We start from the raw sequence: 14,825 nt of genomic DNA, 5'->3' as shown, positions 1-14,825 counted from the left end.
CGCCTATTCCTCTGCAAGCTTGTGCTCGATGTAGGCGTCCACCGTTTCGGCGAACGAGCGCTGCACCCCGACGGCGGCATCGTGCTGGTCGAGCGCGTCGCGTTGGAGCACGCGCAGGCCGCGCCCGCGCATGCTGAGAGGTGCCGTGTTCAGGAACTGGTCGATGGCGCCCTTGGCAAGCGGGATGGCCTTGGGATCGCCCCTGGCGATCAGGAGCCGGAGCAGGCTCTGGCATTCGGCCAAACCGGGCATGGCGTCACTCACCCCTGCCGCGACTTCGGCTTCGGCCGCTGCGCCTTCTGGGTGTGGGTGCCAAACAGCGCCAGCAGCAGCGCGACTTCTTCCTTCGAACCGATCTGGATCATGATTGTCTCTCCGTTTCGCTTGGTTGGTCGGCCCCGGCGGGCGCCGAGTTCAGGACGATCTGGTTTCAGCACTGTTTCAGGCGTGTTTCGTCGTCGCCGTGGGCTTGGCAGAAAAGGAAAAGCCGCCCTGAGGCGGCCAGTTTCAGACTTTCCTTTTTTGATTATTTCTTGAGGGCGTCAGAGGCGTCCCGCGCTGCGTCCTTTACATTCCCAGCGACGTTGTGGGCGGATCCCTTGGCCTTATCCATCTCGCCTTCGGCTTCGAGGTCCTTGTCCCCGGTAAGCTTGCCAGCCCCCTCTTTGATCGCGCCTTTTGCCTTGTCAGCGGCGCCCTTCACATGTTCACGGTCCATGATCGTTATCCTCCTTGTCTAGAAGACGAGCACAACGAAAACGCTGCGCTGTCGTTCCTGCGAGACGCGCACCACACGAAGAACGGTCGATTGCGATGTCCATGAGCTGTTTACGCAGCTTGTACTTGTTGCTCGGCGCGGGTGTGCAAAAGTGGACAGACAGGGCCGTTGAGGTTTGGTTTAGCTCCTGCATTGGACTTGCAATTCTTACTTGCGATCGGCCCGGACGCTCACACTCCGGGTTTTTCGCTTGGTGTCCTAATCCGCCTTGAGCGTGAAGCAGACACCGACCCGCTGACCGAGTGTTGACGAGTCCACGCCCCCAGCACGCGCTATTTGCCGCGCCTCTGCGTCACGCCGCGCAACGCGATGCCGTGCTGCCAGGCCCGCACCCGCACCGCCGCTTCGCTCCGGTTGAGCTCTGCGGCAATTTCGTCGGGGCGGCGTCCGGCTTCAGCCAGCGCTTTCAGCCGCTCATGCTCGTCCGCCGTCCACCTCTTCAACAAGGGATAGCGTGATTGCATGGCTGGAGCTGGCTCACCGTCGTTCAAAGCGCTGGCGACAATCGGCCGAGACGGACGGAGTTCCTATCCTGGCCGCGCGTGACGGACCGACACTAACAGCGGCTTGGTAAGCTGAACTTTGCAAAAAATTAAGCCCGCGACGGATCGCTCCGCGCGGGCATTGTTTCGAGCGCAGGCTCGGGTGTGACCTTCGCTCAGTGCATCAGTTCGAGGTGCAGACCTTGACGGTCTTCATGCCGGCCTCGGCTTCCGCCCTGGTCTTGTACACGGTGTCGCCGCTGACGACCGTCGTTTCCGTGGTCGTCGGCTTCGACTCGGTGATGGTGCACTTCTTCGTCTTGACGTCCTGCACAACGTAGAACGATTGCGCAAACGCGGGAGCCGCAACCGACGTCAGCACGGCGGCGGCAATGATTGCTTTGAAGTTCATCGTGTCCTCCTCCAGCAGCCCGGTTATCCGGGCGTGTGTTCTACAAACCCGACAAATTGCCACTTGTTCCCGGCCACCGCCCGAACCAATTCCGGCGGATTGCGTTGGTGCGCAAACAGGAGGCTTCGATGCTGGACGTGCGGCTGATGACAACTTCCCTGGCGCTGCTGGTTGCATTGATGAGCGTAGCGCTGGCTGAGCCGGTCAAGGAACAGGCCGCACCTGTGGTTCAGGGCGCCACCGAAGCCCGCCCCATCCGCGTGATCCTTCCGGCGCCGTGGGAGCCCACCAAGGGCCAAGCCGAGTCCGTGCAATCTTCAAAGTAGCAGGTGGCGGACGCATGTCCGGCCGCGGCGGCAACTCGCTCGTCGTCGTGACCAAAGAGCCGCGACCGAAGAGCCGCAGCAAACTCATCCAAACCAATAGCAACCAATCCGACTCTCACTTGTTGTCGCCCGCACAATCACTTGCAGGAGACAACAACATGAAACATCTGACAGTTCTGGCCGCAACCTTGTTGCTGCTTGGTTCGGTGCCCGCGGGCGCTCAGTCGCAGCCGGCGCAAAGCGGGCCGGGCAACAACGCGATCAACAGCTCCGACCAGAACAACTCCAACGCACCGGTCGCGGGCCGCAACAGCTTCACCGAGGGACAGGCGAAATCGCGGATCGAGGGCGCGGGCTATTCCAACGTCTCCGGCCTGCAGAAGGACAACGAGGGCGTCTGGCGCGGCAAGGCCGACAAGGCCGGCACCAAGACCGACGTCAGCGTCGACTTCCAGGGCAACGTCAACCCCGCCAAGTAATTTCCGCCAAGTAATTCGCGCAAGTCATTCGCGACATCAGGAGATCCAGACATGACGACGACCATCTCTCGCCTGTACGACAATTACGCCGATGCCGAGCGGGCCGTGACCCGGCTCGAAAGCGCCGGCGTGCCGCATTCCGACATCAGCCTCGTCGCCAACAATTCGGACAATTGGTACGGCTCACGCTCCGGCAAGGTCGATCGTGACCGCGACGGCACCGATGATCGCGCCGAAGGCGCCGGCACGGGTGCCGGCATCGGCGCTGGGCTCGGCGGCGCCGCCGGCCTGCTCGCAGGTCTCGGCTTGCTCGCCATCCCCGGCCTCGGCCCGGTGGTCGCGGCCGGATGGCTCGCCTCGACCGCGGCCGGCGCTGCTGCCGGCGCGGCCACCGGCGGAATCATCGGCGCCCTGACCGAGGCCGGCGTCTCCAGGGAAGACGCATCGCGTTATGCCGAGGGCGTCCGCCGCGGCGGCACGCTGGTGTCCGCGAGGGTGCCAGATCAGGACCGCGCGCGCCTCGATGCGCTTCTGCACGAGCGATCGGTCAACCTTCAGGAGCGCAGCGCCGCATGGCAGAAGTCCGGCTGGACCGACTTCGACGCCGCAAGCCCGCCATTGTCGCCGGAGGATGTTGTCCGCGAGCGCGAACTCTACGGCGTAGGCTCGCGGCGATAGGGCGGTAAGCTCTGACACGACAAAGGCCCCGCGGTGCGGGGCCTTTTTGTCATCGCGACGCCGGCGCTCGTTGATGATGCCATCTTGCCAGTGTTTTGCCCGACGGGTCAAACTTTTCTCAAATGCCGCAAAGCGGATTGGCCGAAGTGAAATCTCTTCGCCTCATGCTGGGACATGTCGCCTGGACGGGGCAAGCCGGAGAGACCTTCGATGTATTACGTCGCCGCTGCATTGCTGGTGCTGTCGGGACTGTTCTATTCCGCGAGCCGTCATGAGCTCGGCCAATTCGGCGCGGACGTGTGCAGGTATGGCGGCACGTTCTGCGACAACCCGGTGGTTCTCTTCACCGGCGCGGCGCTGGCCGCGGCCTGGGGCATGTTCGTCAGCATCAGGTAGGCCGATGATGGCAATATAGCCCTGTTTTGCCCGACGGAGCAAACTCGACTTAGCATTTTCGGAAATCAGCCGCCCGCTTCGGCAGCGGGAACTTATGGTATTCGATTCGCATTTGCTAAAGACGACGTCCCGCACCCGTTCGAGCCCGTTCATGAGCGACAGCGCCCTCACCCCGACGAAATCCGCGCCGACGCTGTTGCAACGGCTGGGGCCCGGCCTGATCACCGGAGCTGCCGACGACGACCCGTCGGGCATCGCCACCTATTCGCAGGCCGGCGCGCAATTCGGCTTCGGTCTGTTGTGGACCGTGTTCCTGACCACGCCGTTCATGATCGCGATCCAGCTCGTCAGCGCGCAGATCGGCCGTGTCACCGGCAAGGGGCTCGCCGCCAACGTCATGCGCGTCGCGCCGCGCTGGGCGGTGCTGGCGCTGGTCTCCATGCTGGTCGCCGCGAACACGTTCAACATCGCCGCCGACATCGCCGCGATGGCCGAGGCGCTCTCGCTCGTCATCGGCGGCCTCAACCACGAGCACGCGCTGATCTTCGCGGCCGGCTCGACCCTGCTGCAGGTGTTCGTGCCCTATCGCCGCTATTCGCCGGTGCTGAAATTCCTCACGCTGGCGCTGTTCGCCTATGTCGCGACCGCCTTCACGGTGCAGATTCCCTGGAGCACGGCGCTGCTCGCCGCGGTCTGGCCGAAGCCGAACGTCAGCGCCGACTATCTCCTGATGGTCGTGGCCGTGCTCGGCACCACCATCAGCCCCTATCTGTTCTTCTGGCAGGCCTCGCAGGAGGTCGAGGAGATGAACCAGGGCGAGCGCGACAAGCCGCTTCGCCAGCTCAAGCGCGGCGGCGATCACGAGCTCGACCGCATCAAGACGGACACCATCTCCGGCATGCTGCTCTCGAACGGCATCGCCTTCTTCATCATCCTGACCACCGCATCGGTCCTGCACGCCAACGGCATCACGAATATCGGCTCGGCGACGGAAGCGGCCGAAGCGCTGCGGCCGCTGGCCGGCGATTTCACCTTCGCCCTGTTCGCGACCGGCATCATCGGCACGGGCCTGCTCGCCATTCCCGTGCTGGCGGGCTCGGCGGCCTATGGCGTTGCCGAGATCTTCGGCTGGCGCGCCACGCTGGAGGCCAAGCCGGACGAGGCGGCCGGCTTCTACACCATCATCGCCGCGGCAACCCTGATCGGCTTCGGCCTCGGCTTCACCGGCATCGACTCGATCAACATGCTGGTGTGGAGCGCGGTGCTCAACGGCATCGTCGCCGTCCCCATCATGGCGATGATGATGCTGATCGTCTCGAACCGCACCATCATGGGCCGCTTCAGGGCCCGCTCCTGGCTGATCGCGCTGGGCTGGCTCGGCACCGCAGTCATGGCGCTCGCCGTTCTCGCTTTGCTCGGCTCGTCGGTGATCGGCTGACGCAAGGCCTGCTTCGGACGCGCTGCCGCGCCGCATCTCTGCATCTTCCCGCCGTCCCGCGCTTGGCTTAACAATGCGGTCCGGGCCCGGCTTAAGATCGGGCGACAAGAAAAGCCCGGCCGGGCGACAGGGAGCGACATGACCAAATCTTCAAAAGCAACGAGCCTCGAGATCCTCGCCTGCGATGCCGGCTGGAGGAACTATCATTTCGTCAAGCTGACGACCGAGGACGGCATCGTCGGCTGGAGCGAATTCGACGAAGGCTTTGGCTCGCCCGGCGTCGGCGCCGCGATCCAGCGCCTCTCGGCGCGGGTCATCGGGCAGAACGTCTTCCAGCACGAGCGCATCTTTGCCGAATTGTTCGCAGCAACGCGTCCTGCGGCCGGCGGCGTGGTGGCGCAGGCGTTAGGGGCGATCGAGAATGCGCTGCTCGATGCCAAGGCGAAATCGCTCGGCGTCCCCTGCTATGAGCTGCTCGGCGGCAAGGTCCGCGACCGCGTCAGGGTGTACTGGTCGCATTGCGCCACGTGGCGCATCAATCACCCGTCCTGGTACAAGCCGGCGATCGAAACTCTCGACGGCGTCAAGGCGATGGGGCGCGAGGTGCGCGAGAAGAAGTTCACCGCGCTCAAGACCAACATCTTTTCCTATGACGAGGGCAAGCCGACCGGCTGGCGTCCCGGATTCGGCTCGCCCTTCGCGCCCGAGATCAACGTCGACCGCAAGATCCTGCGCGACCTGCACATGCATCTGGAAGCGATCCGCGACGGCGCCGGCCCCGACGTCGACATCCTGCTCGACTGCAACTTCAACGCCAAGACCGAAGGCTACTTGAAGATCCTGCGCACCATCGCCGACCTCGACATGTTCTGGGTCGAGATCGACAGCTTCAATCCGGAAGCGCTCGCCTACATACGCAAGCAAAGCCCGCACCCGATCTCGTCATGCGAGACGCTGCTCTCCTTGCGTGAATTCCTGCCCTACTTCCACGCGCAGGCCATGGACGTCGCTATCATCGACACGCCCTGGAACGGCGTCTGGCAGTCGATGAAGATCGCCGCGGCGGCCGAAGCCTTCGAGGTCAACGTCGCCCCGCACAATTTCTACGGCCATCTCTGCTCGATGATGAACGCGCATTTCTGCGCCGCGGTGCCGAACCTGCGCATCATGGAGATCGACATCGATCGTCTGTCCTGGGATCGCGAGCTGTTCACGCACGAGCCGGAGATCGAGAACGGCCATCTCATCATCCCGAACCGGCCCGGCTGGGGCACCGAGCCGAACGAGGAAGCCTTGCGGGCTCATCCGCCGAAGACGAGTGGCGGGCTCCTCAACTACGGCCGCAAGAGCTGAGAGGCTGAAGCATGATCCGGAAAAGTGTCTAGCGGTTTTCCGAAAAGATCATGCTCAAACGATAACCTAAAGCGCGATGACGATTCATCACGCCTTACGGCGTCACGGGATTGACGGTTGGAGACGTCTTCGGCCGCTGCGGCTCGATCGGCGATTTCGGATCGGTCGGGAGCACCAGGGCGCCAGCGGCCCGTGCCGCTTCGCCCGTGGTCGCGTACATGGCGACGTGGGCCGGCTGTGTCTTGGCCCGGCTCCACGGGCCGTGGTCGACGATCAGCATGGCCGCAATCGTCACGCCCGCCACGATCAACGCCATCACGCCGGGGTGACGCAGGGCTCTGGACATGGAGTACGCGAAGCGACCATATGTCATCGAAGGGTCCGCAATCTTCCTATCGCAGGTTAATTCGGTCGAGCCCCCTCCGGTTCCCCTACTGTTGGGGCTCGTAGCGTTGGCGATGCCGCGCCGGTCGTGGCCTCGCGCGAGGCGACGGGGTTGCTGCGTGGAGTTCCCGGCTCGGGCACTCCGGGCGCAAGCTCTATCCCTCGCACACGACGCGCAAAACCGTCACGATGGTCGCCGAGATGAGACATGAAATCGCAAGCAGGGTCCAACTCGGCCTCGTGCTCGTGCGGGCCACGCGGACAACGAGCATCTTCATGCACGTCAACATTCATCCCTGGGAAGGCGGTGCAGATAGGCTATCCCGAAAGAGGCGAGCTCTTCGGTATCGCTTGGGTGCTCTTCCCACCTCCTCTGCAGATGGCGTTCCAGCAGACAGCGCCTTGTGTCGTGCGCGGCGACCTCGGGGTGCCGCGCCCGGTACACCGTCCAGGCGGTGTCCGCGGCGTTCTTCAAGACCATGTCGTCGTCCATGCCTGCTCTCCGGAAATCCGAACCTCGTGGCGTGCCAACTTAAGGACACGCTCCAAAGTTTCCGGTTTTTCCCGGTATTCGACCATTTAATGATTCAGGGGCGATTTGATCGGATTCTTTCTCGGCACGCCGCGCGCCGCTCGGGGCAGTCCCGAACCTCTTAGAGGCATTGGCCAAACTGATGGGATCGGCGGGCGTCGCCGTCCAGCCCCGAATTCTCGGTGACGCCGTCCCGACGCCGAGCACCCATTGGCTCTCGCCACCGGCCAGCAGCAACCATTGCTTATTCTTCCCGTTACTCCTTGGGGCAATGTGATGTGAGAGGTATGTTGATGAAGAAGATTGCAATGTCAGCCTTGATGGCCGGCGCTCTAGGCCTGAGCTCGATCGCAGCAACGTCTCCCGCCGAAGCCCATTGGCGAGGTTGGGGACCTGGCATCGCCGGCGGCCTGGTCGCAGGCGCCGTCATTGGTGGCCTTGCCTCCTCCGCCTACGGCTGGGGACCTGGCTATGGCTACTATGGCGGTCCCCGCTATTACAGTGCCGGTTACTACGGCGGCCCCTACGCCTACGACTATGGATACGACGAGCCCTATCGATGGGGCGGTGGCTACACCACCACTTACTACACCGCGCCCGTTTCCTACGGCTATCGCTATCGCCGCGTCGTGCGCCCCGCCTACGCCTATTACGGTGGGCCCTATCCGGTCGTTCGGCACCACTGGCATCGGCACCACCGCCATTGGTGAGAGCAGCCGATCAGGCGCCACGAGAGCCGCGCTCGAGATGGGCGCGGCCTTTCGCTTGCAGGCCAGCGGCCATCACTCGCCTGGTGCGATGGCATTGCTCGGCGTCGGCCGGTCGGTGATCTGCTGGCCGAACAGGCTGCCGATCAATTCGACCGCCGTGCGCGCGGTCCGACCGCGTTCGTCCAGGAACGGATTGAGCTCGACGATGTCGACCGATCCGACGACGCCGGAATCGTGCAGCAGCTCCATGATCAGGTGCGCCTCGCGATAAGTGGCGCCACCCGGTACGGTGGTGCCGACCCCCGGCGCCACGGAAGGGTCGAGGAAATCGACGTCGAAGCTGACATGCAGCACGCCATTGCTCGCCTTGACCCGTTCGATGACGCGGCGGATCAGGACGGCGACACCGAACTCGTCGATCTGGCGCATGTCGACGATCCTGATCCGGCGCGTGCGCATCAGCTCCTTTTCGAGCTTGTCGATCGAACGCGCGCCGAACAGATCGAGTTTGTCCGGGCCGATCGGGGCGCGTGGATCGTCGCCCAGCAGCCCGTCAAGGCCCGGCTCGCCACAGAGGAACGCGGCTGACATGCCGTGCATGTTCGCGGTGATCGTCGTCTCCGGCGTGTTGTAGTCGGCATGGGCGTCGAGCCAGAGCACGAAGAGTTCGCGGCCGCGCTCCTGGCAATGCCGCGCCATAGCGTTGACCGACCCCATCGACAGCGTGTGATCGCCGCCGAGAAAGATCGGCAGCGCACCGGTTGTCGCGATCTCATAGCCTCTGCGGCTGAGAGTGCGCGTCCAGCGCTGGATTTCGCGGTAATGATTGGCCTTCTCAGGCGGCCTGTCGCTGAGGTCCCGGACTTCGGCGATGGACAGATCGCCATAATCGACGACCTCGAAATCAAGGCTTTCCAGCAATGTCGCAAGGCCGGCGGTGCGCAGCGCCGCAGGCCCCATCAAGGTGCCGCGCTGCGAAGCGCCCATGTCGATGGGAGCGCCGAGCAAGGCGATGCGCCGGGCTCGATCCGTCATGGTCCGGTCGGTCACGGCTGTCTCCTGACGTCAGCAAGGTTCACCCAGCCTAACAGAGATTCGCACCCGTCGTTTCCCGGGGAGCGCGCAAGCCGCCGGCATATCATCCGGAACAAAATCCCCTGCGCTGAATTGCTCATCCAAGGCCGGCACCCGCCGTCAATCACGGCGCCTGTCGCGGATAGCCAAAGGTCACCAGACCCGCTGTTCAAAACGAGCGCTCGCGCGGATAGCCAAAGGTGCCGGCTTCGATCATCACGCCAGGAGGTCGCGTCCTTGAGCACGGAGATACCGCAATCCTCGTCCCAGCCCGGCATGGCCGAGCGTGCCATCGATACGGCCGCGGACGTCTCCCGCACTATTGGTGAAGTCGCCGGAGGCCTGCACGCAGCGGTCGATCGCCTCACCTCCGCAGTCGAGGAATCGCGCAAGCCCGGCGGGGCACTCGCGACGGTTTCCGCGATCACGCGCGAAGCACCGCTTGCCAGCCTGTTCGTCGCCTTCCTGTTTGGCGTCGCGGTGGCGCGCCGGCGGTAGCTGTTCTGCGATCGCCCTCTGGGTGAAACCGTCCTGCGTCAGGCCTGGCTCGGCGCTGCGGTCCGGCCTCGGAGCCGATCTACGTCAGAGCCAAGCGGAGTGCTACTTTTACCAACGAAAGGTCAGCGCCACAGAGTGTGGCGCCAGCATCGCCTTATACGGTCGAGAACGGCTAATCTAGCTGATGCTTCACGAAAGCGGCACTTACGTGAAGCTGCTCGCCCCCGGCGAAAATCTCCTCGCTTTATAATAGGAACGTCTCCGTTCCGGATGCTTTCCGGAAAGCAACGAGCCGGAGCTCCGCCAACAGTGCCGTGCTGCTGTTCACTTGCAGGGCAAGCCCGACGGATCGGCCCGCTATGCCGAGCACGTCAATTGCTACGTCCGCAATGGCGCGGAATATCCCAGCCTTGCCGCCCTGCTCCGCGCGATCGAGGCCGAACACGCTTACAACGAGACGTGATATGTAGGTGGTCCTCAGAACAGTCCCTACGCTCTTCTTCACTGGCTCAGATCAGACCCACGATCATCAAGACTCCGATCTCAATCATGAGGAGCGTAGCCGTTGCCGCGGAGATGAGGAACAAATCACCTAATGACAGGTGCATGATTTGCCTCACAATTTGCCCTAGAAGCGGCCCTTACATCCTTGGAACGGGGCGACAGGGCGGGATGATGGGGCCGCTTCCAGGAGGTCCTTGACGCGTTCATCCGGCGCCAAGCGGCTCTCATTCTAATCCAAATTTAAATCTCGTCCAGCATTTAATTCATTTAAAATTGCGTATTATATTAATATTTAATTGCGCCAGGACTTGAACGATGCAGTCCGCTGGGGAATTAGTTTCTTTACGGCGAGCTATCTATCTGCCCGAGCATGCGAGGGACACAAGCTGTGGCTGGCGACAGCCGGCAAGCAAGCCTCCTCGGGGCCTGACTGGATCCAAGACGATGACCGAATGCTGGCATGCGTGACAACGAGCGCGTGCGGCTGCTCTCTCTCGCAATGGCACCGAGGGACCAAGCGGTACCTGGATCGATGAGGCGGCTCTGAAGAATCGCCACAAGGAACCAGCCCGGCGCCAGCGCAGTGCTCTGCGGGCACAAGCAGCTTTAATCTGCCCGGCGCATGAGATTGGCTTCGGCGAAAAGCGGTGGCGAGCGGGAACGTTGAGACGGAGCTGAGGTTGATCGAAAAAGAAGAGATTGGCGGCGCCAGCTGAGCACACTGATGGACAAGACCTTCGTCTATGATGCGTTGAGGCAGATCGAGCGAGGAGAACGACGCCTTGCAGAGCAAGAGAGAGCGATCCTTCAGTTGAAGCGGGAAGGAAAGGATACCGCTACCGCTGAAATAGAGTTGGACACATTGCGCAGAGCCCAGCGTGTTCTTGATCAGGACCGACAACGCCTCCTTTCGCTGTTACAGCCTGGAACGGGTGACGGCATTCGACGCCTCTGTGCGTTAGAGCATGATCCGGAAAAGTGCGTAGCGGTTTTCCGATAAGATCATACTCAAACAATAACCTAAAGCGCGATGACGATTCATCCTAATCGCATCGCGCTTTGGTGCATCGTGAAAATCGCTGCGGAGCCAAAGCTGACGCGAACTAATGTCCCTCAACGCTGTTGTCTGCGACCGCCCCCTAGTGAGACCATCCTCCGTCAGGACTGGCTCGCGCTGCGGTTCGGTCCCGGAGCCGAGTACCGAAGGCACTATTCGTCGCATTGCCGCGGTGGCACCTGCCAACGGTAGACTTCACCTTGAAGGGTCGAATGCTGAGCGCGGCTCGCGCAAGCGTCCGCCGATTGCGTTCGCGATGTCGCCGTGCTTTAGGCAGCAGCACGGCCGCTTGAGCAACTTGCCAACGCGAACAGCCTAACGTCTGCCGTGGGGTCATAAGCGCGCTTCACGCGCGAGCCGCCCCTTTCCTTGGCACGAATAGCCAGCGCAGGCAGATCATCGCCTTATGCGTAAACGCCGCGCAGTCGTTTGAGGGTGCGTTCTGTCAGAAAGCCGGAAAGCCGGGACGGGTCTGCTGGTGGATTAGTCTTCTTGTTTCTCGCCTGCGCTTCTTCCATCGGAGCTTTTCGAGCGCTCTTCGAAACGATCAGCGCCCTTAGCTAGATCCTGCCCCATCTTGCTCTCGGTTTTTTCTTCCTCCTTGGAAGCTGCTTCGCGCAAGCCTTCAGCGGCCCGTTCCCCTGTTTTTGATGATTTTCGTTCGTCGTCCATTTTGGCTCCTCCCTCATCAAGATGCTTGCCAAGAAACCGCTGGTCCTCAGCTGGGATGGACAACGTTCCAATTAGATCGCCTGAACATGGTTCCAAGTTCCGCGGGGCTCTCAGTCGGATCGCGTGCGACTCCGTCGAATACCGTGATAGAGTAATCACGAAAGCAGAAGCGGTTGTTCGGAGTTTCCAATGAAAGCCAAGTGGGCTCTCTTTGTGAGCTTCTTTCTCGTGATCGTCCCGGGCTATCCCGCAGCCCAACCGGTGGAAGTGCTTTGGCTTGGGCACGCAACGACCCGCATCACTAGTGTCGCCGGCAAAGTGATAGTGATTGATCCCTTCCTCACCAGAAACCCGAAGACGCCGCCTGAGTACCGGGACTTGAAGGCGATTGGAAAAGTGGACCTGATCCTAGTGACGCACGGCCACCAGGATCATATTTCCGATCTCCTCGATCTGGCACGTCTGACGGGCGCCAAGGTTCTTGCCAATTACGAGTTCGGACGAAATCTTGTCGCGCTGGGTCTCCTTGAAGAGAACAACGTCATTGCCATGAATAGGGGCGGCATGGCCGAGCCGCTCGGCCGGGGCGTCAAGATCCATATGGTGCCGGCCGATCACAGCTCGTCGCTCGACTACAATATTCTCGGCATAAGGAACCCTGACCAGTCAGCATCCATCCGGCAAGGCGGAGGGGCCGGAGTTTCCGTTGGCTACGTGATTGAGATGGAGAACGGCTTCAAGGTCTACCACACGGGCGACACCAGCGCCTTTGGCGACATGGCGCTCATTCGGGAGCTCCACAACCCGGACCTCGCGCTGGTGTGCATCGGGGGCTTTTTCACCATGGGGCCTGACGAAGCCGCTTACGCGGTTCGGGAGCTGATCAAGCCGAAAGCGGTGATACCAATACACTACGGCACCTTTCCGGTGCTGAACCGAACCCCGGCCGAATTCAAGAAAGCTTTAGGATCTACTAGTGTCCAGGTCTTGGACGTCGCCCCAGGTCAGGTAATGAGATTTTTAGGCCGCTAATCGGGCACGTTGGCGAGTCTAAGGCCCGTCGCCATACGTTCCCAATCCGCTGAATCCTTGAAGGGATACCAGAAAGCAGTTCCTCGAATGGAGAGTGGGTCTAGTCCCTGTCGATTCTTCTCGGCCAACGAAAAGATCCGTTCAGCGTCCGCTTTCCGGCCCAAATGGCCGTAGGCGGCGAGAAGCACACGATAAGCCCATCGGTCGTCTGAATTGAGAGCGATAGCCCGCTCCAAGCTTGCCGCTGCACTTTGAAATTGCTCCAACCCGAATTGGGCCAATCCGAGTTCATAAAAGTAAGAAGGTGGGGAGAATGGATTGAGCCGCATGCCATGGAGGACGAGCTCAAGAGCCTTGGCCGGCTGACCGGCTAAGCTCAACGCTCCAGCGAGCGCGACGTAGGCGTTCGCGTCGTTGGGATCCATGCTGATTGCTCGCTCTCCCTCTTTGATCGCCTTCTCGTGCATTCCTTGCTGAGACAGAATGGCCGAAGCGACCTGATGATTGAGGGAAATCGGAGACTGTTGTGCTTTTGTGATGTACTCTTCAGCCTTCAAGCGCGCATCGTGCACCGATCTTAGCCCGAACCTCTCTTCCTGCCATTGTCTCCTTGCAATCTGCCAGTATGTGGCCGCGAGCGCAGCAAAAGCACGAGAGTAATTCGGCTCGATTTCGATCGCTCGCTCGAAGTGGCCGATCGCCTCGCGCGCGGCCTTCGGATTCTGCTGAAGGTACCTGTTCCAACCCTTCAGGAATTCGTCGTAGGCCACCGGGTTTTCGGTGCGCTTGGTGGCGATTTGCCCCTGCTCCTTGGATGTCAACTGAACCGCCAATGTTCGCGTGATCTTGCCGGCGATTTCATCTTGCAGCCCGAAAACATCTCCCATCGCGCCCTCGTAGCGATCTGCCCAGAGCTGCCCGCCGCTCGCCGCATCGACCAGTCGAACGTTGATGCGAATCCGGTCCGCGGCTCGGCGCACGCTGCCTTCCACCACGTAGCGGACCCCGAGATCCGCAGCGGCCTTTCGCACGTCCACGGCAGTGTTCTTGAAGGTAAAGGTGGAGTTGCGGGCGACGACGAAGAGTCCGGCCACTTTGGAAAGCTCGTTGATCACATCATCGGTAATCCCATCCGAGAAGTATTCTTGGGCTTTGTCGTCGCTGAGATTGGAGAACGGCAGCACGGCAACTGAGGGTTTGTCGGACCGCACCGGGGTGCTGTCGCCCGCGTTCTGCACCCCGCCTCGCTGCTGGGCCCCCATCCACCACACGGCTCCGCCCGCGCTCGCAACCACCAGGGAAGCGACGGCGATCGCAGCAAGGGCAATGCTTCGCGCCCGCTGCGACGCGCCATCGTGCGCGGTCGGGTCGGCGAAGCCCGTCCGCGCCGAACCCAGGCTCTCGCTCGAAACAGCGTAGGCCTGGACCGCTCGGTCGATGTTCTTGAGTTTTTTAAGACCCAGATTCTTGAAAGAGAATGGGAGCGCCTTGTGGACCTGCTCGTAGACGGCGCCCGAGATGCACACGCCCCCTGGCTCGGCGACTTCTTGGAGCCGCGCGCCGACATTGACCCCATCTCCAAGCAGATCTCGCCCGCGCGCTACGACATCCCCCACGTGAATACCGATCCGGAACTGGACACGCCGGTCTCGAGCGATCTCTCGTCCCATTTCTAGCAGTCGACCCTGGACCGCAACGCCGCATTGAACGGCATCGACCGCGCTCGGGAACTCCGCCAGGACGCTGTCACCCGCGGTGTTGGCAATCCGGCCCCCATGCTCCTCAATGAGAGTGTCCATGACCTCACGCGCGCTGGCGAGGCTTTTCAAGGTGCCAAGTTCGTCCAGGCCTACCAATCGCGAGTAGCCCGCGACGTCCGCCGCAAAAATCGCGGCAAGGTGCCGCTCAACCCGTTGTTCCTGCCGCAGCGGCATCCATCGTCAGCCTTTGGGGTGCTTGGCAATTCTGCAGCTTGAGATGCAAGGTTTCAAGGCACAGCGGGGTACGAAGCGAGGCTTTG

At 62.0% G+C, this 14,825-nt stretch carries 20 protein-coding genes; 11 read left to right on the top strand and 9 right to left on the bottom strand.

Annotated features, from left to right (window positions below; translation table 11 throughout):
• Nucleotides 1-3: 3 nt before the first annotated feature.
• From ACTEK7_RS30255 to ACTEK7_RS30240, 4 genes are all read right to left on the bottom strand, one after another.
• A complete protein-coding gene (locus tag ACTEK7_RS30255; protein WP_036043975.1) occupies nt 4-252 on the bottom strand; it encodes a hypothetical protein in 249 nt (82 codons plus the stop codon).
• Nucleotides 253-526: 274 nt separating this feature from the next.
• A complete protein-coding gene (locus ACTEK7_RS30250) occupies nt 527-718 on the bottom strand; it encodes a CsbD family protein (protein ID WP_057028646.1) in 192 nt (63 codons plus the stop codon).
• Between the two features lie 332 nt (nt 719-1,050).
• Entirely contained in the window at nt 1,051-1,242 is a 192-nt protein-coding gene (locus ACTEK7_RS30245) for a Myb-like DNA-binding domain-containing protein (RefSeq protein ID WP_036007637.1), read from the bottom strand.
• A gap of 202 nt (nt 1,243-1,444) precedes the next feature.
• Nucleotides 1,445-1,672 carry a hypothetical protein gene (locus ACTEK7_RS30240; RefSeq protein WP_036043993.1) on the bottom strand — a complete coding sequence of 76 codons (228 nt, stop codon included), beginning with the start codon at nt 1,670-1,672 and terminating at the stop codon, nt 1,445-1,447.
• Between the two features lie 35 nt (nt 1,673-1,707).
• Between ACTEK7_RS30240 and ACTEK7_RS30235 the strand changes: the two genes are divergently transcribed.
• The 6 genes from ACTEK7_RS30235 (at nt 1,708) to ACTEK7_RS30210 (ending at nt 6,342) form a co-directional block, all read left to right on the top strand.
• A complete protein-coding gene (locus ACTEK7_RS30235) occupies nt 1,708-1,998 on the top strand; it encodes a hypothetical protein (RefSeq protein WP_225148130.1) in 291 nt (96 codons plus the stop codon).
• 158 nt (nt 1,999-2,156) lie between these two features.
• Nucleotides 2,157-2,477, top strand: coding sequence for a hypothetical protein (locus ACTEK7_RS30230; RefSeq protein WP_225148129.1), 321 nt, complete (start codon nt 2,157-2,159; stop codon nt 2,475-2,477).
• 51 nt (nt 2,478-2,528) lie between these two features.
• Nucleotides 2,529-3,155 (top strand): hypothetical protein, encoded by a 627-nt coding sequence (locus tag ACTEK7_RS30225; RefSeq protein ID WP_036028865.1) that lies wholly within the window; start codon nt 2,529-2,531, stop codon nt 3,153-3,155.
• A gap of 210 nt (nt 3,156-3,365) precedes the next feature.
• Nucleotides 3,366-3,551: a hypothetical protein gene (locus tag ACTEK7_RS30220; protein WP_036007759.1), complete on the top strand. Its 186-nt coding sequence runs from the start codon at nt 3,366-3,368 to the stop codon at nt 3,549-3,551.
• 151 nt (nt 3,552-3,702) lie between these two features.
• A complete protein-coding gene (locus ACTEK7_RS30215; RefSeq protein ID WP_036007761.1) occupies nt 3,703-4,989 on the top strand; it encodes an NRAMP family divalent metal transporter in 1,287 nt (428 codons plus the stop codon).
• A gap of 138 nt (nt 4,990-5,127) precedes the next feature.
• A complete protein-coding gene (locus ACTEK7_RS30210; RefSeq protein ID WP_074448219.1) occupies nt 5,128-6,342 on the top strand; it encodes a mandelate racemase/muconate lactonizing enzyme family protein in 1,215 nt (404 codons plus the stop codon).
• Nucleotides 6,343-6,436: 94 nt separating this feature from the next.
• On the opposite strand, the gene ACTEK7_RS30205 is transcribed toward ACTEK7_RS30210, so the two are convergent.
• Both ACTEK7_RS30205 and ACTEK7_RS30200 read right to left on the bottom strand, forming a co-directional pair.
• A complete protein-coding gene (locus ACTEK7_RS30205) occupies nt 6,437-6,715 on the bottom strand; it encodes a hypothetical protein (RefSeq protein WP_036028856.1) in 279 nt (92 codons plus the stop codon).
• A gap of 294 nt (nt 6,716-7,009) precedes the next feature.
• Nucleotides 7,010-7,219: a hypothetical protein gene (locus ACTEK7_RS30200; RefSeq protein WP_036007651.1), complete on the bottom strand. Its 210-nt coding sequence runs from the start codon at nt 7,217-7,219 to the stop codon at nt 7,010-7,012.
• Between the two features lie 332 nt (nt 7,220-7,551).
• Between ACTEK7_RS30200 and ACTEK7_RS30195 the strand changes: the two genes are divergently transcribed.
• A complete protein-coding gene (locus ACTEK7_RS30195; protein WP_225148128.1) occupies nt 7,552-7,968 on the top strand; it encodes a hypothetical protein in 417 nt (138 codons plus the stop codon).
• Between the two features lie 72 nt (nt 7,969-8,040).
• On the opposite strand, the gene rocF is transcribed toward ACTEK7_RS30195, so the two are convergent.
• On the bottom strand, nt 8,041-9,018 hold the full coding sequence (gene rocF, locus ACTEK7_RS30190) for an arginase (protein ID WP_225148127.1): 978 nt from the start codon (nt 9,016-9,018) through the stop codon (nt 8,041-8,043).
• Nucleotides 9,019-9,279: 261 nt separating this feature from the next.
• Here rocF and ACTEK7_RS30185 point away from each other — a divergent pair, with 261 nt between their 5' ends.
• From ACTEK7_RS30185 to ACTEK7_RS30175, 3 genes are all read left to right on the top strand, one after another.
• The gene (locus ACTEK7_RS30185) at nt 9,280-9,540 is read left to right on the top strand and encodes a hypothetical protein (protein WP_036007657.1); all 261 of its coding nucleotides are present in this window, start codon (nt 9,280-9,282) and stop codon (nt 9,538-9,540) included.
• Nucleotides 9,541-9,868: 328 nt separating this feature from the next.
• Nucleotides 9,869-10,003, top strand: coding sequence for a hypothetical protein (locus tag ACTEK7_RS30180; protein WP_260343353.1), 135 nt, complete (start codon nt 9,869-9,871; stop codon nt 10,001-10,003).
• 765 nt (nt 10,004-10,768) lie between these two features.
• Nucleotides 10,769-11,044, top strand: coding sequence for a hypothetical protein (locus ACTEK7_RS30175; RefSeq protein ID WP_225148126.1), 276 nt, complete (start codon nt 10,769-10,771; stop codon nt 11,042-11,044).
• Between the two features lie 540 nt (nt 11,045-11,584).
• On the opposite strand, the gene ACTEK7_RS30170 is transcribed toward ACTEK7_RS30175, so the two are convergent.
• Nucleotides 11,585-11,773 (bottom strand): hypothetical protein, encoded by a 189-nt coding sequence (locus tag ACTEK7_RS30170; protein WP_225145328.1) that lies wholly within the window; start codon nt 11,771-11,773, stop codon nt 11,585-11,587.
• A gap of 189 nt (nt 11,774-11,962) precedes the next feature.
• Between ACTEK7_RS30170 and ACTEK7_RS30165 the strand changes: the two genes are divergently transcribed.
• Nucleotides 11,963-12,805, top strand: coding sequence for a metal-dependent hydrolase (locus ACTEK7_RS30165; protein ID WP_225148125.1), 843 nt, complete (start codon nt 11,963-11,965; stop codon nt 12,803-12,805).
• Here the strand turns inward: ACTEK7_RS30165 and ACTEK7_RS30160 are convergent.
• Entirely contained in the window at nt 12,802-14,739 is a 1,938-nt protein-coding gene (locus ACTEK7_RS30160) for an adenylate/guanylate cyclase domain-containing protein (protein ID WP_225148124.1), read from the bottom strand. The two genes, ACTEK7_RS30165 and ACTEK7_RS30160, sit on opposite strands and share 4 nt — an antisense overlap.
• Nucleotides 14,740-14,825: the final 86 nt, after the last annotated feature.

It is taken from the genome of Bradyrhizobium sp. JHI2711, from assembly GCF_056156565.1.
Note: the sequence above shows the minus strand (reverse complement) of the source record. Positions and strands in the feature narration are given on the sequence as shown.